Source organism: Pseudomonas sp. NFR16 (assembly GCF_900108875.1).
GTDB lineage: Bacteria > Pseudomonadota > Gammaproteobacteria > Pseudomonadales > Pseudomonadaceae > Aquipseudomonas.
The window spans coordinates 49,589-69,126 of sequence record NZ_FNYJ01000002.1; the positions used below are offsets into that span (position 1 = coordinate 49,589).

At 61.6% G+C, this 19,538-nt stretch carries 14 protein-coding genes; 8 read left to right on the forward strand and 6 right to left on the reverse strand.

All coding sequences use genetic code 11. The features are described from left to right. On the forward strand, positions 1-1,152 hold the full coding sequence (locus tag BMZ10_RS08910; RefSeq protein ID WP_093460328.1) for an acyl-CoA dehydrogenase family protein: 1,152 nt from the start codon (positions 1-3) through the stop codon (positions 1,150-1,152). On the opposite strand, the gene BMZ10_RS08915 is transcribed toward BMZ10_RS08910, so the two are convergent. Next, complete coding sequence (locus tag BMZ10_RS08915; protein WP_093460330.1) at positions 1,140-6,473, reverse strand: dermonecrotic toxin domain-containing protein; 5,334 nt, start codon at positions 6,471-6,473, stop codon at positions 1,140-1,142. The two genes, BMZ10_RS08910 and BMZ10_RS08915, sit on opposite strands and share 13 nt — an antisense overlap. A 388-nt stretch (positions 6,474-6,861) precedes the next feature. Continuing rightward, on the reverse strand, positions 6,862-7,428 hold the full coding sequence (locus tag BMZ10_RS08920) for an NADPH-dependent FMN reductase (protein ID WP_093460333.1): 567 nt from the start codon (positions 7,426-7,428) through the stop codon (positions 6,862-6,864). A gap of 315 nt (positions 7,429-7,743) precedes the next feature. On the opposite strand from BMZ10_RS08920, the gene BMZ10_RS08925 reads away from it, so the two are divergent. Continuing rightward, the gene (locus BMZ10_RS08925; RefSeq protein ID WP_093462469.1) at positions 7,744-7,956 is read left to right on the forward strand and encodes a hypothetical protein; all 213 of its coding nucleotides are present in this window, start codon (positions 7,744-7,746) and stop codon (positions 7,954-7,956) included. 54 nt (positions 7,957-8,010) lie between these two features. Here BMZ10_RS08925 and BMZ10_RS08930 read toward each other — a convergent pair whose 3' ends face one another. The 4 genes from BMZ10_RS08930 to BMZ10_RS08945 all read right to left on the reverse strand — a co-directional run bounded on the left by BMZ10_RS08930 (position 8,011) and on the right by BMZ10_RS08945 (position 10,906). Then, positions 8,011-8,577 carry a GNAT family N-acetyltransferase gene (locus BMZ10_RS08930; RefSeq protein ID WP_093460335.1) on the reverse strand — a complete coding sequence of 189 codons (567 nt, stop codon included), beginning with the start codon at positions 8,575-8,577 and terminating at the stop codon, positions 8,011-8,013. Between the two features lie 77 nt (positions 8,578-8,654). Next, positions 8,655-9,416 (reverse strand): DNA polymerase III subunit epsilon, encoded by a 762-nt coding sequence (gene dnaQ / locus BMZ10_RS08935; protein WP_093460338.1) that lies wholly within the window; start codon positions 9,414-9,416, stop codon positions 8,655-8,657. A 237-nt stretch (positions 9,417-9,653) separates the two neighbouring features. Further along, positions 9,654-10,106 (reverse strand): ribonuclease HI, encoded by a 453-nt coding sequence (gene rnhA, locus BMZ10_RS08940; protein WP_093460340.1) that lies wholly within the window; start codon positions 10,104-10,106, stop codon positions 9,654-9,656. Between the two features lie 41 nt (positions 10,107-10,147). Continuing rightward, positions 10,148-10,906, reverse strand: a complete 759-nt coding sequence (locus BMZ10_RS08945) for a class I SAM-dependent methyltransferase (RefSeq protein ID WP_093460343.1) — start codon at positions 10,904-10,906, stop codon at positions 10,148-10,150. A gap of 111 nt (positions 10,907-11,017) precedes the next feature. Here BMZ10_RS08945 and gloB point away from each other — a divergent pair, with 111 nt between their 5' ends. The 6 genes from gloB to BMZ10_RS08975 all read left to right on the forward strand — a co-directional run bounded on the left by gloB (position 11,018) and on the right by BMZ10_RS08975 (position 19,537). Next, positions 11,018-11,797 (forward strand): hydroxyacylglutathione hydrolase, encoded by a 780-nt coding sequence (gloB, locus tag BMZ10_RS08950; protein ID WP_093462473.1) that lies wholly within the window; start codon positions 11,018-11,020, stop codon positions 11,795-11,797. Positions 11,798-11,896: 99 nt separating this feature from the next. Then, positions 11,897-13,513 carry a LysM peptidoglycan-binding domain-containing protein gene (locus tag BMZ10_RS08955; protein WP_093460346.1) on the forward strand — a complete coding sequence of 539 codons (1,617 nt, stop codon included), beginning with the start codon at positions 11,897-11,899 and terminating at the stop codon, positions 13,511-13,513. A 221-nt stretch (positions 13,514-13,734) separates the two neighbouring features. After that, entirely contained in the window at positions 13,735-15,564 is a 1,830-nt protein-coding gene (locus tag BMZ10_RS08960; protein ID WP_093460349.1) for an extracellular solute-binding protein, read from the forward strand. Beyond that, the gene (locus BMZ10_RS08965) at positions 15,561-17,441 is read left to right on the forward strand and encodes an extracellular solute-binding protein (protein ID WP_093460352.1); all 1,881 of its coding nucleotides are present in this window, start codon (positions 15,561-15,563) and stop codon (positions 17,439-17,441) included. Before BMZ10_RS08960 ends, BMZ10_RS08965 begins: the two co-directional genes overlap by 4 nt. A gap of 1 nt (position 17,442) precedes the next feature. After that, positions 17,443-18,516 (forward strand): microcin C ABC transporter permease YejB, encoded by a 1,074-nt coding sequence (locus tag BMZ10_RS08970; RefSeq protein WP_093460355.1) that lies wholly within the window; start codon positions 17,443-17,445, stop codon positions 18,514-18,516. Between the two features lies 1 nt (position 18,517). Continuing rightward, on the forward strand, positions 18,518-19,537 hold the full coding sequence (locus tag BMZ10_RS08975; RefSeq protein ID WP_093460358.1) for an ABC transporter permease: 1,020 nt from the start codon (positions 18,518-18,520) through the stop codon (positions 19,535-19,537). The last annotated feature ends 1 nt before the right edge of the window (position 19,538 follow it).

A 19,538-nucleotide genomic window follows, 5' to 3' on the forward strand; every position in this document is an offset into this window, starting at 1 on the left:
ATGCAAGATCTCGAACTGACCGAAGAACAGGTAATGATCCGCGACATGGCGCGGGAATTTGCACGCAATGAAATCGCTCCCCATGCCCACGCCTGGGAGGAGGCCGGCTGGATCGACGACGATCTGGTCGACAAACTCGGCGAGCTGGGCCTGCTGGGGATGATCGTGCCGGAGCAATGGGGCGGCACTTACATCGACTACGTGGCCTACGCCCTGGCGGTGGAAGAAATTTCCGCCGCCGACGCTGCGACCGGCACCTTGATGAGCGTGCACAGCTCGGTGGGCTGTGGGCCGATCCTCAATTACGGCAGCGACTCACAAAAGCAGCAGTGGCTCGAGAAGCTGGCCAGCGGCAAGGCCATTGGCTGTTTTTGCCTGACCGAACCCCATGCCGGTTCCGAAGCCCATAACCTGCGCACCCGTGCCGAACTCAAGGACGGCGAATGGGTGCTCAACGGCGCCAAGCAATTTGTCAGTAACGGCAAGCGGGCGCAGCTTGCCATCGTCTTTGCGGTGACTGATCCGCAGCTGGGCAAACGGGGTCTGTCGGCTTTTCTGGTGCCCACCGACAACCCCGGCTACAGCGTCGACCGCATGGAACACAAGATGGGCATTCGCGCTTCGGACACCTGCGCGGTGACCTTGAACGAATGCCGCATCCCTGCCGACCATCTGCTGGGCGAACGCGGCAAAGGCCTGGCAATCGCCCTGTCCAACCTGGAAGGCGGCCGGATCGGCATCGCCGCCCAGGCACTGGGTATCGCGCGCGCCGCGTTCGAAGCGGCGCTGGCGTATGCTCGCGAGCGAGTGCAGTTCGACAAGCCGATCATCGAACACCAGAGCATTTCCAACCTGCTGGCCGACATGCACACGCGCATCAATGCCTCGCGTCTGCTGGTGCTGCACGCCGCACGCCTGCGCACGGCGGGCAAGCCCTGTCTGTCGGAGGCGTCGCAAGCCAAGCTGTTCGCGTCGGAAATGGCCGAGTGGGTCTGTTCCAAAGCGGTACAGATTCACGGCGGCTACGGCTATCTGGAGGACTACCCGGTGGAGAAATTCTACCGGGATGCGCGGATCACTCAGATCTACGAAGGCTCCAGTGAAATCCAGCGCCTGCTCATCGCCCGCGAGCTGCGCCATTACGCGCTCTGACCGGGCTGTGGTGTCGAAGCCCCAGGCGGCGGCACCGCAAAATTGCGCCGCCCCAGGCGCAAAATCAGCAGCGTCAGCGAGTCGGCATTGCTGAGCATGACCTGGCTGCGTTTAGCCACATCCGTCAGAAACACCTGTCGGGCCTCATCCAGAGTCCCTGATTCGGTCAGCTGCAATATCGTATCGTAACCCCGGTTGTCGCCCGGTCCGATGTCGCGCCATTGGCCGCCGTCGAGCATCAGAAACAGCGCCCGACGATCACTCAGGCCTGACAGTTCGCGTGTCTGAAAACGCTCGATATCGGCCTTCAGCCGGACATTGCTGGCATCGTCCTCAACGATCAGATCAGGGTATGGCGACGAGCTCTCCAGATAGGCGATGTCATGAGTGTTCAGCGCCAGGTGGGACAGTTCATGGAGCAAGGTCGCTGCGCGGTAATGCGGTCCCAGGTCAAACCCTTCGGCGGCAGCGCGTGCATTGAGCCGATACGCCGGCACCTGGAAAAAGCACTCGGTCAGAAAGATTCGCTTCTGCGGGTCAGTCTTGTAGACAAAACCGATGGTGGTCTGGGCACCGGGTCGATTGGTGCCCACGACGAAACGCGACGACGAGAATGGCGCGAGCGAAGCGTCCATGAGGGCGTTGAACAGTGCCTTGATGGCCTGCTCGGTTCGGTCCAGCAACGGCTGGTCGAGCGTGCGGGTGCCGTAGAACTCAGTGAGAATCGCCGCCACGCGCGGGTCCAGCGGTTCTGCGCGCTGATGCACATTGAGATTGTCCAGGCAGGTTTCAAGGTAGCGCTTTGCGTGCAAATGGGCCTGACCGATGCGCCGCGCCCTGTCACGAAACAGTGCGCGAATCTGCGGCATGCCCTCGGCTTCGACGACCATCACGTCGCTTGCATCGACGGTGTTATAGCGTTCGCGAAGCCGGCTGACGAAGCCTCCGCCTCCCTTGAGGCCGAGGCTCAGATCCATCTGCCAGCGCTGGTCGTCGTCGAGGGTCAGTCGGGGGCCGGGTGAGCCATCGCTGCCGATGATCCGCCAGCCGCCTTCCCTGTCATTGCGTGCAATCCGATAAATCCGTCCGTTGACGGCGGCATAGGTGGCATCGCTTTGCGGGTCACGATAGATGCTCAACAGGTCATCGCGCCGGAAATCGCTGAGTGCTACGTTTTTCACCTCCAGTGCCTGTAACTGCCGCAATTGCTCGCCGGAAAGGTTCGGGCCCGACCAGCCGAAGTCGGTCGCCGCCTTTTCCTCTTCGGTGACCCGCACCGGATGCGGCCGGTCGGAGGCCAGATCCTCCCTGACCTGCTCATCCAGCGCCTGGGTGCGGGCAGCCGCCATAACGCCCAGTGCCGCAGAAAACTCCGAGAGTGCTTCGCCCCAACGCTTTCCGGACGCCGAGTCCAGCGACGCCTTCACCAGCGAGTGGCTCTGCCATAGCGACACCAAGGCCGCGAGTTTGCCAGGCAGCAGGCTCAGTGCCTGCTCCATGCCCAGCGTCATGAGAAAGCGTCTGGACGCCGCGTCGGCTTCAAGCGTCGTCACCGAATTGCTCTTGCCGATGTCCAGGACCAACTCACACACGTCCGTGAACAGCATCAGCAACGCATTGCCGCGCACCTCCTCCACGGCCAGGGTCACGGGGCCAGGTTTACGCAGCGGCACATCACCGATGCTCGCTGCGTAGAACGGCAAATGCGGCTCGTTGAACCCGCCATTGTCGTAACGCTTGCGCACGTCGGGATCCACGCGCGCCAGCAGCAGCGCCTGAAGCGCGGACTCCGCACGGATGGCCTGGATGACGGCATCGCGGCTGTCGAATTCGCGAAAGGTAAAGCCGGCATTTTGCAACGCGTACAGAATTACCGGCCCCGCCTGCGCATTCGCCGGCCCGATGAGGTAGAGGCCCAGGCACCGGTCGGGGCTCATCCCCGCGTCGGCGACCAGTTGCAACGGGCTGATGATGACGCGGGCGTCGCCCACCGGTTCCCGGGCGATGCCGTCAGGCATGTTGCCGACCTGAGCGATGAATTGAAACGCGGTGTCGCTCAGGGACTTTTCCAGTTTCAGTTGATAGGCCACGACCTGCATCATCGTGGGCAACTGATTGATGAACAGTCGCTTGCGACGCGCATAATCGGCGCCGTCCTGACTCAGGCCGTTACGCAGCAGGGTCATGAAGCCTGCGCCCACGTCCAGCTTTCTGACCAGCTTGCGGATGTAGTCCGGGGTCAGCAGCTTGACCGCTTCGCCCTGTTCGGCCGATTCGATGCTGAGCACAGCGTCCTGCAGTTCAATGAAGCGGTTGGCCGCATAATCAGTCAGCGATTCTTTGCGAATGACGGTCGCGGCCGGAACCCCTGACGGGATTTGCCCCGTCAACGCAGGCGCGGCAACGAAGTGCCGGGCGGTCACCGTGATCAGGTCGGGATCAAGCGTCTGGTCGATGAAATCCAGTTTGAGCTGGGCGACCAATCGCTCGTGGGTGTACTCGGACAACGAGGGAATGCCAAAGAGAAAATCCTCCCCGCCTTCGCTCGCCCGATACAACCGGCGCCAGAGTTCCACGTAAACAAACAGCTGCTCGGGCGAGGCAGCGGTCAGCCAGGGCGGCAGCATGGCCTCGAACAAGGTGCGGCTGATGGCCAGGGACAGGCCGTCCAGCATGCTGTCCAGTTGTTCGTCCAACTGCGCGGCGCTGGCCAGGCCCAGGAACAACGGCGCATCAAACCGGCAGCGAATCGCACGTTCGCACAGCGCTTGAAGATTCTGCTGCTGCCTGCGCAGGACGCCGCCCTGCAACGCCTCGAAGGCGTGTCCGTCCACCCGATCGAGGCGCACGCGCAGTTGGTTGTCGACCGCCTTGCGTACATGCTCCCGCAGCGACGTACGCTGGGTTTCGCCCACCAGCGCCAGCCATAACTCGCTGTAGCGGCCGTGAAAATGCGCTTGCAGGTGGGTCTGCAGATGTTCGAGGGAACGATAATGCCGCCATCCGTGCAGGCTGCTCCAGAGCATTAGCCCGACGCCGGGCCGTGCCGGTTGCGAGACGACCATCGCCTCACTGAGCTGAACCACGGCATGACTGCCGAACATCAGCGAAACGGAAAACACCTCGGTGGCAGGGCCTGCGTTGCCGATGCGCTGCGCGCGCAGCGGAAGGTCAAGCACTTGCCGCGCCATGTCCGCGCCTGTCGCGGCCACGCTGGCCAGGCGCAGGGCCAGCGCAAGGTCGATACGCGCCGTGTCGTGGCGCAAATTGGTCGCCACGATGACCGGCTGCCAATGCCTGTCGTCAGTCCGGGCCATTGTGAGCCGACATTGCTTGAAATAATCCACATACGACGCGGTGAAGTCCTGTGCGGCGCGCTCGAGCACATGCTCAAGCACACCTTCGCCGGACAGTGCGCACGCGGCTGCCGCAGGCGAATACGTCAAGCCCGACAGGCCAACCGTGGTCGGACGCAGTCCGGTGACGCGCTCCAGCAGCAACGACAGCAGATCCGACTTACGCGTTGCCGTCGCCGTGGCGATGGACGGGCCCTGCGGCGTATCGGCCTCGGCCGTTGCTTCCCGCCATTGCACGCTGACCTCTCCGGCCCTGACCGCTGACGGCGTCAGCGCGCACAGACGGCGCTGCAGCGCCAGCTCGGCGTACTCGTACAAGCCCTGACTCTGCTCGTGCAGTTCGCCGGCCAGCCAATCGGCGATCCGCGTTTGCTCACGCCAGGAAGGTGTAAAAATCGCCCGCGCAGAAGCTTTCGAGATGTCGTCTGCCAGGTCGGCGAGCCCGTCCTCCTCGTCCGGCGACGAGGCGCAGACCACCGCCCGGCCCTCGGCATCGAACTGCCAGATCGCGGAAAAATCGAATGGCGCCACCTGGCGCCAGCGACCGCTGCCGAACTGCAACAGGCGCGGGTCAAGCAAGGCGCGCACGTCAAGTGCATCGTCGAACATCGATGACATCGCATCCGGGGCGCTCGACAGGCTCGCTGCATAAGCAAGGTTCGCTCGCTGCACGGCGATGATCGAGTCGACACGGTCACCAGACACCGCCCGCGAGATGTCTTGCAGGGTGACATTCAACGCATCGGTGCCCGTCAGCAGCGCCTGCTTTTCGAGGGCCAGCGCCCCACGCAGCTGCTCACGCCCGGGCGCGCTGCTCAGGTGCGCACCCAGAGACGCGGCGTCATTGAAGCGGCGCAGGCTGTGCGATGGCGTGAACCACCAGACCGCGCTGTCGCCCGGCAACCCGAGGCGCAAAACGAAAGTGCCCGCCAGCGCCTGGTGCGCGCCATTGCCCACGCTGATCGACAGACGTTGACAGCGCACGTCAGCCCCGGTGGGCAGCGTGCCAGCGAGTGATTGTAAAAGCGGTCGCAGCGCCTTGAGTTCGTCGGGCTTGAGTTGGCCGCTCTGCTGACACCGGTAGAGCGCGTGAACAAAGCTATTGGCGAAGTTCGCGACGGCCAGGTCGCGCCGACTCGGCGCGCCTTCTTTTGGGTCATGCCAGAATGAGTCGAGCAATTCGCCAAAGCGCTCGGCGACGTTCGCGACAGCATCGCTCACTGCCTGCTCCAACTGCGCCGCCTCTTCTGCATCCGCGACGCGCCCATCGGCATCCAGAAAACGTCGCTCGACGCCTTCCATCAGGCCGGTCTTGCAGTACTCATCGAATGCGCACTGGGCCAAAGACTGCGTCGCCAGCACCTGCTCCGGGTTGTCGCCGGACGCAGTCTGAACGAGCTGCAAAAGAAGCTTTGCCGGAGCCTGCTTGAGGCGCGGCAAAGTATCGGGCAAGGTTCGTTCAAGTGCGGCGGTGGTGGCGTTGAACAAAAACGGCATGTCTTTGAGTTGCCCGGTCAACCGACTCACTGCCTCGGCCTGGGCATCGAGAATGGCGAACATTTGCGACTGAAACGGATCAGCGTCGATTCGCTCGTATTCGAACGGAGCGTTTGCGTCGCCCTCGGCAAAACGCGCCGTCAGGGCGGCCAGCAGCGCACGACGATCGGTGAAGCATTCCAGACCGGACGCCAGGCTGTGCAGGTATACGCACTGTTTGGTGGGGGTCGTATGACTGAAGATCCTTGCGCTGGACATATCGAAAGGCGCAGCGCGACCGTCATCGAACAGCAGGCGGTCGACCCGCACAGGGTCAGACGTGTTGGGGGATGGGGGGTGGCTCAGCGACAGCAGCCACTGTCGCTCGTCAGCATTCAGCGCGCCGGCGAGAAGCGCTGCTTCCACGTCATCGGTGAAGCGCTGCCTGAGCGCCGTGGTGTGAAAGTAATCGGCAATTGCGGTGGACATTACAGCTCCTCATGCACAAACGCCCCACCCGGCAACCGGTTGGGGCAAGAAAGGCAAGGAGCGTAAGGAGAAATCCACCGCTGGCTGCGTTACATAACGCTGCACAAAAGCACGGCTATTTAGGTTTGACTGGAAGGGCCGTTACGGCCATTTGGCGCGCTCATACGACGGTGAGCTCGAAGAACGCCTGACTGATCGCCGCCGGGTGCCGTCTTCGGCCAATTCGACGCGCCGTGCGCTGGAACAGCCTGATCCGGTGATGATCTCCCAGCGCCTTGACGTGCCGGTCACCGCCGGCTGGCTGATGAGCAGGCGCGCTGGCCGGACAGCGTGCGGGTCCGGCTCGCAGCCGACCAATCGCACGCCCCCCAGACAGCCCACAGCCGGGTTATTCGGCCTTGACGGTACGCGCCACGTGCGCGGCAAAAGCGTCGATGATGCCTTGCAAGAACGGCCGGGTCTTTTCACTCAGTTTGCCCTGCTCGTCGAAGAACGTGCCGGCGTTGCCCAGGTACGCCTCGGGCTGCTGCATACAAAGCACGTCGAGGAACACGAAGCTCTGACGCAGGTGCTGGTTGGCGCCGAACCCGCCGATTGCACCGGGCGAGACGCTGACCACGGCGGCAGGCTTGGCCTTGCCCCACGAACTCTTGCCATACGGGCGCGAGCCCACGTCGATGGCGTTCTTCAACGCGCCTGGCACTGAACGGTTGTATTCGGGAGTCACGAACAGAAAGCCGTCTGCACTTTGCAGGGCCTGACGGAACGCGGTGTAGGCGGCCGGTGGGGAGTCAAGGTCGATGTCTTCGTTGTACAGCGGCAAATCGCCGATTTCGACGATGCTCAGTTTCAGGCTGGGCGGTGCGAGCTCGGCGAGTGAGCGGGCCACTTTGCGGTTGAGGGAGTCTTTGCGCAAGCTGCCGACAATCACTGCGATCGAATGAACCTGGCTCATGAAGCTGACCTTCTTCTGTTGTAGGAATGCACAGTTATAGATGAAAGACGCGAAACATTCCCCGCTGTTTTTCAGTTGCGAATCATCGAATCAGTCGATGTTCTCCCTGTTGGCGCTTGCGGCCCTCATACCGTTGGTCGCGACTATTTTTTCGGCGGCCGAAAACTACCCTTCAAAACGGCGGTCTGAGAGCCTTGAGCGACGAAGGTGCCGACCCGCCTGACAGAATTACCTTACAAGCGGACGCGGATCATCGGCTTGCAGTGTTACGATGCGAGCGAAAACGAGCAGTTATTTCCAGAGGTTACAAAGCAAATGGCTTCAGTTCTAGTTGGGCAGTTTCATGCCAGAGATGCGGAAGGCCGTATCTACCCGGTGCATGAATTCCGTGAATCACAGCCCGATGAGGCTGACGGCAAGGAGCCCGTTTCCACCTATCGCCTGGCCATTGGCGACCGCGTCAACCATTTGGGCGGCGATGAATTCGAACTGTTGCAATCAGGAATCAAACTGACCCGGGTCAGCTGAACCGCCGCTGCAAGCCGCCACACATTGCCGCGCACGACGTAAGGCTTGCAGCTTTCAACCGGTGACCTCGTCGCCCAGCATCAGGTACCAGAAAATCGCCGCTTCTTCGGTCGTCGGATCAATGGCACGGTACCGCAGATAATCCACACCTCCCGCCACGAATCCATATCCCTCATACAGCTTGCAAGCGGCCAGATTGTTGTTCTGGGTTTCCAGCATGATCCCCGGCAAATGGTGCTTGCGGCCCCAGAACTGCGCCACGTCGAGCAACTTGCGCGCGATGCCGTTACGCCGCGCGGTCGCGTCCACTGCCAGCTCGTCGATGTGAGCGAAACCGTTCCAGTGTTTGCTGATGACAATGTGCCCCACCGGCTCTTCATCGAGCCAGGCGACCAGAACGGTGCTGTCGGCGGCGTCGCGGTAGTTGCAGAACTCTTCGGAATCGATGCCGTAATTCTTCAGATAGGGTTCGACCGGGTCGATGCGCCATTGCGCCACGGGCTTCCCGAGCTGCACTTGAGCGTAGCCGCTGACCATGAAGGTGAATTCGCTGTTGAGGATGTAATCCTCGAAACATTCGTCAGCGACACGAATGCTGAGGGTCGGCGTCGACATCGTCATCATGCGCTCCTGCGCCATCGATGAAAGATCACATCATTGCGCGCCGAACGACCCGCATGCCGTCCGCCGTCTCCAGATCACTGGGCCGGGCTCTGAGCCTCGAGCAACTGCGTCCACAACGCCGGAGCGCCCGCCGACTTGGCGATCACGGCCAGACGCGCTTCATGCTCGGCCAGCTCCGCTTCGCTCGCCACGACAATCCGGCCCGGCGCGCGATTGAGGATGCGGCGCACTTCCGTCGGCCGGTCCGCTCCACCCTCCCCATCGTTATTCCCTGCCAGCGACAGCGTCGTCTGGCCGCCGGTCATCGCCAGATAGACATCCGCGAGGATCTCGGAGTCGAGCAATGCGCCGTGCAGTTCGCGACCTGAGTTGTCGACATCGTAACGCTTGCACAGCGCATCCAGGCTATTGCGTTGCCCCGGGTGCCGTTCGCGGGCCATCGCCAGGGTGTCGAGGATGGAGCAATAACTGGCCAGGTCAGCGCGATCATGCTGGCCGATCAGGGCAAACTCGTTGTTGAGGAAGCCGACGTCGAACGCCGCGTTGTGGATGATCAGCTGCGCGCCTTTGATGAACTCATAGAATTCGTCAGCCACTTCGCCGAAACGAGGCTTGCCGATCAGGAACTGGTCAGTGATGCCGTGAACGCCGATCGCGCCCTCGTCACTTTCCCGGTCCGGCTGCAAGTACACGTGGAAATGCCGCCCGGTCAGACGCCGGCCGATAACCTCGACGCAGCCGATCTCGATCACGCGATGGCCGTCAGTGACAGGCATACCGGTGGTTTCGGTATCGAGGACGACCCGCCGTTCAGTGATGATATTTTGTACAGTCATTGCCTACCGCCTCAGCTTCAGGCGCGGATATTAACATGGGAGTTTTCGGGATGTGCGCGCCAGCGTTCGATTGACGCAGGACCTGTGGGCGCGCTTGCCCGCGAAGGCTGGACTTAACGCCGTAGGTCCGTGGGCGCGAGTGGCATTTTCGTGAGCCAGCTCATTCGCACAGCAGCCGGCGCGTGATGGCCGGCGACAGCAGACATCCCGGCGCAGCCCACGCATCGGGGCTGGCTATCAACCGTGCCTGATCCCGCGAACCTCGTCCACGCCACGGTTGGCCAGTTGGTCGGCGCGCTCGTTGCCCGGATGGCCGATATGACCGCGGACCCATTTCCACGTGACGTTGTGGCGATTGACCTGTTCGTCCAGTTGCATCCAGAGGTCGGCGTTTTTCACTGGCTCCTTGGCCGCCGTCTTCCAGCCACGCTTCTTCCAGTTGGGCATCCACTCGGTGATGCCCTTCATGACGTACTGCGAGTCCGTCACCAGCGTCACCTCACACGGGCGTTTCAACTCTTCCAGGCCACGAATCGCGCCGAGCAGCTCCATGCGGTTGTTGGTGGTGTTGGCTTCACCCCCCCAGAGTTCCTTTTCCACCCCTTTGCATACCAGCAAGGCGCCCCAGCCGCCGGGACCGGGGTTGCCCTTGCAGGCGCCGTCGGAGAAGAGTTCTACGGTATCGCTCATTACGGATTTTCCAGATGTGAGAAAGCGCGCGCAGCGCCAGGCTACGGCTCGGGACTGCGCCGGTTGACCTTGGCCATCGGCAGCGGCAACAACTTGCCCATCGGTTCGCGACGGGGCATGCGCACGGGGCGAAGACCGACCACCAGCTTGCGCGCTACCAATAAATAGAAGCCGCCGCCCGGGCTCTGCCAGCCATCGGCAAGGCGCTCCAGACCGGACAGCCGGGACTGCCACTTGGGCGAAGCAAGCGGCGGACGATAGCACCCGAAGCGGCGTTTCTCCAGCGCGAAGCCCAGCAGATTCAGCCAGTCGCCGACCCGGGACGGCGAGATGCAACGTGCCCGGCGCAAGGCATCATTGGTGAAAAAGTGGCGCACACCCCACGTGCTCCAAGGGTTGATTCCGATGATCAGCAGATGTCCACCCGGGCGCACGCTGCTGGCCGCCTCGCGCAACAGACCGTGTGGGGACAGGCAGAAATCCAGCCCGTGTTGCATCACCACCACGTCGGCGGCATGTTCACTCAACGGCCAGGCCTGCTCTTCACAAACGATCTCGACGCCCGGCAACGGAGCGCCGAGGCGCACGTTGCGCTGAACCTGTTTGGCGGCGGGCGGCGTCTGCGCCGAAGGCCCGTAATGCACGAGGTAGCCGCCAAAGAATCGCTCGAGCTCTTCTTCCAGAACCCGCCGCTCTTCTTCCAGCAACAGTTGCCCCAACGGCCCGGACAACCATTCACGGGCGGCGCTGATCAACTCAAGCCATTCAGGGTCGGCCTGGGCGAACGCTTCATCGGTCATTTCCGGTCTCCATGAGGTAGTCCCGCAAGTTGATCCCGTGCGAGATGCTCGCCTGGAATCTGTTCAGACTCTAAGATGCCTTTCATTGTTTCCAGCCGAGCGAACCGCGCCATGATACAGATCGATGCCCTGCCCGCTTTCAACGATAACTACATCTGGTTGTTACAAGACAATGCCAGCAAGCATTGCGCGGTGGTCGATCCCGGTGATGCAGCGCCCGTGCAGGCCTGGCTGCAGCGCAATCCGGAGTGGCATTTGAGCGACATTCTGATCACCCATCATCACGCCGACCATACCGGCGGTGTCGAACAGCTGAAGAGCCTGACGGGCGCCACCGTTTGGGGTCCGGCCAACGAGAAAATCCCTGCCTGGGATGTCGCGCTGTCCGACAACGATCATCTCACCGTACTCGGCCTGACCTTCGTCGTCCATGCGGTTCCTGGCCACACCCTGGGCCACATCGCTTTCTATCACGACGATCCACGACAGCCGTTGCTGTTCAGTGGCGACACATTGTTCGCTGCCGGTTGCGGCCGCCTGTTCGAGGGCACGCCGCAGCAAATGCACCACTCTCTCGGCCGTCTGGGCGCGCTGCCCGACAGCACCCTGGTGTACTGCGCCCACGAATACACGCTGAGCAACCTGCGTTTCGCCGTCGCGGTCGAGCCAGAAAACCCCGACATCACGGGGCGTTTCGAGGAGGTCATGCGGCTGCGTGAACAAAATCGCATCACGCTGCCTTCCAACCTCGCCCTCGAGCGCAAGACCAATCCGTTTCTACGCGTGTCGATCGACGCTGTGAAACAAAAAGCAGACGAACGGACCGGTACAGACAACGCATCGCCTGCAGCGGTTTTTGCGGCCCTGCGCGCGTGGAAAGATAAGTTCTAAACGGATGGCGAATCGGTACGAAAATTCTGAAAGGTTGACCGTTCTCAAGACGCTTTCTAGAATCGCCCGACATTTTCGACTGGAACTATCCCCCAGCCAATGTCGTCATCTATACGCAGAACCTTTAATTCCGACGCATTGACTCGGTTAGCGCAGGCGATCGCGGTGATCGCGAGCGCCACTCTGGCGGGCTGCCAGACCACCAGCAGCCTGGAGCCTGCCGGCTCCACGAATGCTTCCCACTCCTCTGCCGTAACGAAACCAAAACCGGTTTTCGTGGCGCGCAAGCCTGCACCACTCGCCCCGCCGCACGACGTCTGGGAACGCATGCGGCAGGGCTTCCAATTGCAGGACGGCAACGACCTCAACCCGCGTATCGACCAGCAGCGTCTTTGGTTTGCCAACAACCCGTCGTTTCTCGAAACAGCCGGTGAGCGTGGCAGCCTGTACATGCACTACATCGTCGAGCGCCTGGAAGAACGCAACATGCCGCTGGAGCTGGCACTGCTGCCGGTGATCGAGAGCGCCTACAACCCGATGGCCCTGTCGCGCAGCGATGCCGCCGGGATCTGGCAGTTCATCCCGTCCACCGGCCGCTATTTCAACCTGCGCCAGACCAACTTCTACGATGGCCGTCGTGATATCACGGCATCCACCACTGCGGCGCTGGACTACCTGACCAAGCTGCATGACATGTTCAACGGCGACTGGCTGCTGGCCCTTGCGGCCTACAACGCCGGTGAAGGCACGGTCAGCCGCGCCATCGAGCGCAATGAACGGCTCAACCTGCCCACCGATTACTGGAACCTGCCGCTGCCGCAGGAAACCCGTGACTACGTGCCTAAACTGCTGGCGCTGTCGCAGGTGGTGATGTCGCCGCAGGCCTACGGGGTCAACCTGAACCCCATCGACAACAAGCCTTACTTCGAAGTCGTCGAGCTGAACCAGCGCATGGACCTGACCAAGGTCGCGCAAATGGCCGACATCGACGAAGACGAGCTGATGCAGCTCAATCCGGCCTTCAAGAAACGCCTGACCATCGACGGCCCGCAGCATTTGCTGGTGCCGACGTCAAAATCGCAACTGTTGACCGCCAGCCTGTCGAACATGAAACCCGAAGAGCTGGTGGACTGGCAGCAATACCGCGTACGTCCGGGCGACAGCCTGGCGAGCATCGCCAGTCGCTATAAAGTCTCGACCGGCACGTTGAAGGACCTGAACAAGCTGTCCAGCAACCACCTCAAGCGTGGCATGGCGTTGACCATTCCGGTCCAGCCGGGCATGAAAACCACGCTGCCCGTGTTCGAAGAAGTCGCCGAAGTCGACGAAAAGCCTGCGCGCACCCGCACCTATAAAGTGAAAAAGGGCGACAACCTCGGGCAGATCGCCCGGATCAACAAGGTTGAAGTCAAGGATCTGCAGCACTGGAACAAGCTGTCCGGCTACAACCTGAAAGTCGGCCAGACGCTGGTGATGCAGGACAACAGCAAGCCGGCCAAGGCCAGCACCCGCGCGGTCGCCAAAGCCGACACCGGCACTGCCAAGGGCGAGGACGCCGACAAGAAATCCATGCAGTACAAGATCCAGAAAGGGGATTCGCTGTATCTGGTGGCCAAGCGTTTCAACGTCGAAATGCAGCACCTCAAGCGCTGGAACCCACGCAGCGGACAGGCGCTGAAGCCGGGCCAGACGCTGACGGTGTATCTGCCGCATTGATTGACGCAAAACCGAACAGCAGTTACCGATTGCCTGCGCAGATCGGTCTCTTTGCAGGCGCGCGCTTGCCCGCGATGGCGGCGTGTCAAACGGTAGACGTGTCACAGGCATACCGTGTTCGCGGGCAAACGCGCTCCTGCAGGTGAGCATCCAAGACTCCCCTTTTTCCAGCCCATACAAGCTGTTACTGTGACCGACCGCTGCCTGGATCGAACGCCGACTTGATACGCACCCTGCTGCTGATTTTCAGCCTGGTCTTGAGCACGACAGCCGCCGCGACCATCAGCGAAAGCCATGGTTATGCACAGTTCGGCGTTCTCAAGTATCCGGCCAGCTTCACCCACTTCGACTGGGTCAATCCCGAGGCGCCGAAGGCTGGCACCTTGCGAATCATGGCGAACGGTACGTTCGACACGCTCAACCCCTACACCTTCAAGGGCAGCAGCCCGATCTCGACGCCGAACTTCGGCCAGTATGGGGTCAACGAGCTGAACGAACCGCTGATGGTCGGCACCGGCCAGTACGACCCGTCCGGCGACGAGCCGACATCCAGTTACGGCCTGATCGCCAGGTCAGTCGAGTACAGCGAGGACCGTAGCTGGGTCGTCTTCAACCTGCGGCCTGAGGCGCGCTTCCATGACGGCAAGCCGATTACGGCCTACGACGTCGCCTTTTCCTACAGGACCCTGCTGAAAGACGGTCACCCTCAATACCGCACGGCGCTTCAGGAAGTGCAGCGGGTGGACATTCTCAACCGTCACCGTATCCGTTTCGTGTTCAAGCGGTCCGGCAATCCATTGCTGATTCTGCGCCTCGGCGAGCTGCCCGTGCTGCCGCAGCATTACTGGAAGAATCGCGATTTCAAGGCGACCACCTTCGAACGGCCGCTGGGCAGCGGCCCCTATCGCATCACTCAGGTGCGTCCGGGCCGCAGCCTGGTATTCGAGCGGGTCAAGGATTATTGGGGTAAAGACTTGCCGGTTAACCGCGGCAAGTACAACTTCAACCGGGTCGAGGTCGAGTTCTACCGCGACGCGGACGTCGCCTTCGAGGCGTTCAAGGCAGGTGAATTCGACATCTACATCGAGCATCAGGCCAAGAACTGGTTCACCGGCTACGATTTTCCGGCGGTGGCCAACGGCAGCGTGATCAAGGCGCAGATCCCCCATCAGATTCCGACCCAGACCCAGGGTCTGTTCATGAACACTCGACGCGGCAACTTCGCCGATATCAGGGTACGTGAGGCGTTGGGGCTGATGTTCAACTTCGAGTGGACCAACCGCACGCTGTTCAACAACGCCTACCAGCGCTCGATCAGTTACTACCCCAACAGTGAATTCTCCGCGACCGATGTGCCGGCCGGTCGCGAGTTTCTGGAACTTGCGCCCTATCGCGAGGAACTGCCGCCCAAATTGTTCACGCAGCCATTCTTAGTCTCGAAAACCGACGGCGGCGGCGTGCCGCGCGACACCATTCGCAGAGCTCTGGGTCTGCTCGCTGAGGCCGGCTGGCATTTCACCGACCGAGGCCTGACCAACCGCGATGGCCAGCCGTTGCGTTTCGAAATACTTCTGGTCAATCCGAATCTAGAACGAATCCTGCAGCCCTACATCGAAGACCTCACGCGAATCGGCGTGGATGCGCATCTGCGCACGGTCGATCGCGCTCAATACAAACAGCGCCTGGACCAGTTCGATTTCGACATGATTCTGATGACCTTGAATCAGACGCTCAGTCCGGGCCTGGAGCAATGGCAGTATTTCCATTCCAGTCAGGCCAATGTCAAAGGCAGCAAGAACTACGCCGGCGTCGCCAATCCTGTGGTGGACAACCTGCTCAACCGGCTGCTGGCCGCAAAAACCCGTGACGACCAGGTGGCGGCGACCAAAGCCCTGGACCGGGTGTTGCTCTGGCAGCACTACATGATCCCCAACTGGTACCTCAACAATCATCGCCTGGCCTACCGCAACCGGTTCGCCATGGTCACCACCCCGCCCTATACACTGGGGCTGCGCGCGTGGTGGCTCAAGCCTTCGGAGAAAAAACCATGACTGCCTTGCGCTCACTGCGGGCTGGCGGCCTGTGTCTGCTCGCCCCGCTGTTGCTCGGCGTGGCCTGCCCATCGCAGGCGGCGCCGCAGCACGCCATCACGCTTTACAACGAAGCGCCTAAATACCCGGCCGACTTCAAACACTTCGACTATGTGAATCCCGATGCGCCCAAGGGCGGGATTCTGCGCAGCGCAGGCTTCGGTGGTTTCGACAGTCTCAACCCGTTCATCAGCAAAGGCGTGCCCGCCGATGACATTGGCCTGATCTACGACACGCTGATGCGCCAGGGCCTGGATGAACCTTTCACTGAATACGGCCTGATCGCCGAGAAAATCGAGAAAGCCCCCGATAACAGCTGGGTACGTTTCTATCTGCGGCCTCAGGCGAAATTCAACGACGGCCACCCGGTGCGCGCCGAAGACGTGGTGTTCAGTTTCGAAACCCTGATCAAGGATGGCTCCCCGCTCTACCGCAGCTATTACGCCGATGTCGATCAGGCCGTCGCGGAAAATCCGCTGACGGTGCTGTTCAAATTCAAACACACCGATAATCGCGAGCTGCCGTTGATCATTGGCCAGTTGCCGGTGCTGCCTAAGCATTGGTGGGCCACCCGTGATTTCAGCAAAGGCAATCTTGAAATCCCCCTGGGCAGCGGGCCGTACAAGGTCGCAGAGGTCAAGGCCGGACGCTCGGTGCGCTACGAGCGGGTCAAGGATTACTGGGGCAAGGACCTCCCGGTCAACAAGGGCTTCTACAACTTCGACAGGCTGTCCACCGACTATTACCGCGACAACACGGTTGCCCTCGAAGCGCTGAAGGCAGGTGCCTTCGACTTCTGGCAGGAGATGACCGCCAAGAACTGGGCGACCGCCTACGACGTACCGGCGGTCAAAGAAGGCCGACTGGTCAAGGAAGAGATCCCCAACGGCAACCCGCAAGGCATGCAGGGCTTCATCTTCAACCTGCGCAAACCAATGTTTCAGGATGTCCGCGTGCGTCAGGCGCTGAGCCTGTTGCTGGACTTCGAATGGACCAACAAACAGCTGTTTTTCGGCACCTACACGCGCACGAAAAGCTATTTCGACAACTCCGACATGGCTTCCGGCGGCCTGCCTTCGCCCGCCGAGCTGAAGATCCTCGAACCCCTGCGCGACAAACTGCCTGCGGCGCTGTTTACCGATGAATTCAAGTTGCCGGTCACCGACGGCAGCGGGATCATTCGCGAGCAGCAGCGCAAGGCGTTCGCCCTGCTCAAGGACGCAGGCTGGAAGATCGTCGGCGACAAGATGGTCGACACCGAGGGCAAGCCGGTCAGCATCGAGTTCCTGCTGGCCCAGACCGAATTCGAGCGTGTGCTGCTGCCGTTCAAGCGCAACCTGGCGGACATCGGCATCAATCTGGAAATCCGTCGCGTCGACGTGTCGCAGTACATCACCCGCCGACGCTCGCGCGACTACGACATGATTGTCGGCAGCTTCCCGCAGTCCAGTTCGCCCGGCAACGAACAGCGCGAATACTGGGACTCGTCGGCGGCGGACCGGCCGGGCAGCTATAACCTGATCGGACTCAAGGATCCGGCAGTCGACACGCTGGTCAGCGGCCTGATCAACGCCGACTCCCGGCAAAGCCTGATCGACCACGCCCGCGCACTGGATCGCGCGCTGCTGTGGGGCTACTACGTGATCCCCAACTGGCACATCAAGACCTGGCGTCTGGCTTACTGGGACCATCTGGGCCATCCGGCCAAGTCGCCGCTGTACGACATCGGCACCATGACCTGGTGGGTCAAGCCGGATGCGACGCCGGCCATTCCGGTGCAGACCGACGCCGGGCCGACCACGCCTGAAGCGGACTCCCCCAAGGACACGGAGCAATAACATGCTGGCGTACATTCTGCGGCGCTTGCTGCTGATCGTGCCGACCCTGTTCGGCATTCTGTTGATCAACTTCGTGATCATCCAGGCCGCGCCCGGCGGCCCGGTGGAACAGATGATCGCCAAGCTCGAAGGCTTCGAGGGCGCCACCAGCCGCATCGCCGGCGGCGGCGCCGAGGTCTCGGTGGCGGGCTCGACCTATCGCGGCGCACAGGGGCTGGACCCGGCGCTGATCAAGGAGATCGAGCACATGTACGGCTTCGACAAGTCGGCGCCGGAACGCTTGTGGATCATGGTCAAGAACTACGCCCGCCTGGACTTCGGCGACAGCTTCTTTCGCGACGCCAAGGTCATCGATCTGATCGTCGAAAAGATGCCGGTCTCGATCTCACTGGGGCTGTGGAGCACGCTGATCATGTACCTGGTGTCGATTCCGCTGGGTATCGCCAAGGCCACGCGTCACGGCAGCCACTTTGACGTCTGGACCAGTTCGGCAATCATCGTCGGCTACGCGATTCCGGCGTTTCTGTTCGCCATCCTGTTGATCGTGGTATTTGCCGGCGGCAGCTATTTTGACTGGTTCCCGCTGCGCGGCCTGACCTCCAGCAACTTCGACGAATTAAGCTGGCTGGGCAAGGTGGGCGACTACTTCTGGCACCTGGTGCTGCCGATCACGGCGCTGGTGATCGGTAACTTCGCCACCATGACCCTGCTGACCAAGAACAGCTTCCTCGATGAAATCGGCAAGCAGTACGTGATCACCGCCAAAGCCAAAGGGCTGACCCAGCGCCGCGTGCTTTACGGGCATGTATTCCGCAACGCGATGCTGCTGGTGATCGCCGGTTTCCCTTCGGCATTCATTGGCATTTTCTTCACCGGCTCGTTGCTGGTCGAAGTGATCTTTTCCCTCGACGGCCTGGGCCTGATGAGCTTTGAAGCCGCGATCAACCGCGACTATCCGGTAGTGTTCGGCACCCTGTTCATCTTCACTTTGCTGGGCCTGGTGGTGAAGCTGATCGGCGACCTGACCTACACGCTGGTTGACCCACGTATCGACTTCGACCGCAGGGATCATTGATATGACGTTGTCCCCTCTCAATCGACGCCGTTTCGAACGCTTCAAGGCCAACAAACGCGGCTGGTGGTCGCTGTGGCTGTTCCTGATCCTGTTCGGCGCAAGTCTGGGCGCCGAGTTGATCGCCAACGACAAGCCGCTCGCCGTACGTTACGACGGTCAATGGTATTTCCCGGTGTTCGAGCGCTATCCGGAAACCACGTTCGGCGGGGAATTCCCGCTGGAAGCCAACTACAAGAGCCCGTACATCAAGGAGCTGCTCGCGGCCAAGGGCGGCTGGACGCTGTGGGCGCCGATCCCGTTCAGTTACCAAAGCATCAACTACGACCTGAAAGTGCCGGCGCCTGCGCCTCCCTCGCGGGATAACCTGCTCGGCACCGATGATCAAGGACGTGACGTGCTCGCGCGGGTGATCTATGGCTTCCGGGTGTCGGTGCTGTTCGCCCTGACGCTGACCGTGCTCAGCTCCATCATCGGCGTCATCGCCGGCGCCCTGCAGGGATTCTACGGTGGCTGGGTCGATCTGGTCGGGCAGCGCTTTCTGGAGATCTGGTCCGGCCTGCCCGTGCTTTACCTGCTGATCATCCTGGCCAGCTTCGTGCAGCCCAATTTCTGGTGGCTGCTGGGTATCATGCTGCTGTTCTCCTGGATGAGCCTGGTGGATGTGGTGCGCGCCGAATTCCTGCGTGGTCGCAACCTGGAGTACGTGCGCGCGGCGCGAGCGCTGGGGATGCAGAACGGCGCGATCATGTTCCGCCACATCCTGCCCAACGCCATGGTCTCGACCATGACCTTCATGCCCTTCATTCTCACCGGCGCGATCGGCACGCTGACCGCGCTGGACTTTCTGGGCTTCGGCCTGCCCGCCGGTTCACCCTCGCTGGGCGAACTGGTCGCGCAGGGCAAATCCAACCTGCAGGCGCCGTGGCTGGGCATCAGTGCCTTTGCCGTGCTGGCGATCATGTTGAGTCTGCTGGTGTTCATCGGCGAATCTGCCCGTGACGCATTCGATCCGAGGAAATGAG

What these genes read in the sequence shown, in the direction of transcription:
- BMZ10_RS08910 (WP_093460328.1), top strand. Translation starts at nt 1, where the DNA reads ATGCAAGATCTCGAACTGACCGAAGAACAGGTAATGATCCGCGACATG.
- BMZ10_RS08955 (WP_093460346.1), top strand. Translation starts at nt 11,897, where the DNA reads ATGTCGTCATCTATACGCAGAACCTTTAATTCCGACGCATTGACTCGG.
- BMZ10_RS08945 (WP_093460343.1), bottom strand. Translation starts at nt 10,906, where the DNA reads ATGACCGATGAAGCGTTCGCCCAGGCCGACCCTGAATGGCTTGAGTTG.
- BMZ10_RS08915 (WP_093460330.1), bottom strand. Translation starts at nt 6,473, where the DNA reads ATGTCCACCGCAATTGCCGATTACTTTCACACCACGGCGCTCAGGCAG.
- dnaQ (WP_093460338.1), bottom strand. Translation starts at nt 9,416, where the DNA reads ATGACTGTACAAAATATCATCACTGAACGGCGGGTCGTCCTCGATACC.
- BMZ10_RS08925 (WP_093462469.1), top strand. Translation starts at nt 7,744, where the DNA reads ATGGCTTCAGTTCTAGTTGGGCAGTTTCATGCCAGAGATGCGGAAGGC.
- BMZ10_RS08965 (WP_093460352.1), top strand. Translation starts at nt 15,561, where the DNA reads ATGACTGCCTTGCGCTCACTGCGGGCTGGCGGCCTGTGTCTGCTCGCC.
- BMZ10_RS08970 (WP_093460355.1), top strand. Translation starts at nt 17,443, where the DNA reads ATGCTGGCGTACATTCTGCGGCGCTTGCTGCTGATCGTGCCGACCCTG.
- rnhA (WP_093460340.1), bottom strand. Translation starts at nt 10,106, where the DNA reads ATGAGCGATACCGTAGAACTCTTCTCCGACGGCGCCTGCAAGGGCAAC.
- gloB (WP_093462473.1), top strand. Translation starts at nt 11,018, where the DNA reads ATGATACAGATCGATGCCCTGCCCGCTTTCAACGATAACTACATCTGG.
- BMZ10_RS08975 (WP_093460358.1), top strand. Translation starts at nt 18,518, where the DNA reads ATGACGTTGTCCCCTCTCAATCGACGCCGTTTCGAACGCTTCAAGGCC.
- BMZ10_RS08920 (WP_093460333.1), bottom strand. Translation starts at nt 7,428, where the DNA reads ATGAGCCAGGTTCATTCGATCGCAGTGATTGTCGGCAGCTTGCGCAAA.
- BMZ10_RS08930 (WP_093460335.1), bottom strand. Translation starts at nt 8,577, where the DNA reads ATGACGATGTCGACGCCGACCCTCAGCATTCGTGTCGCTGACGAATGT.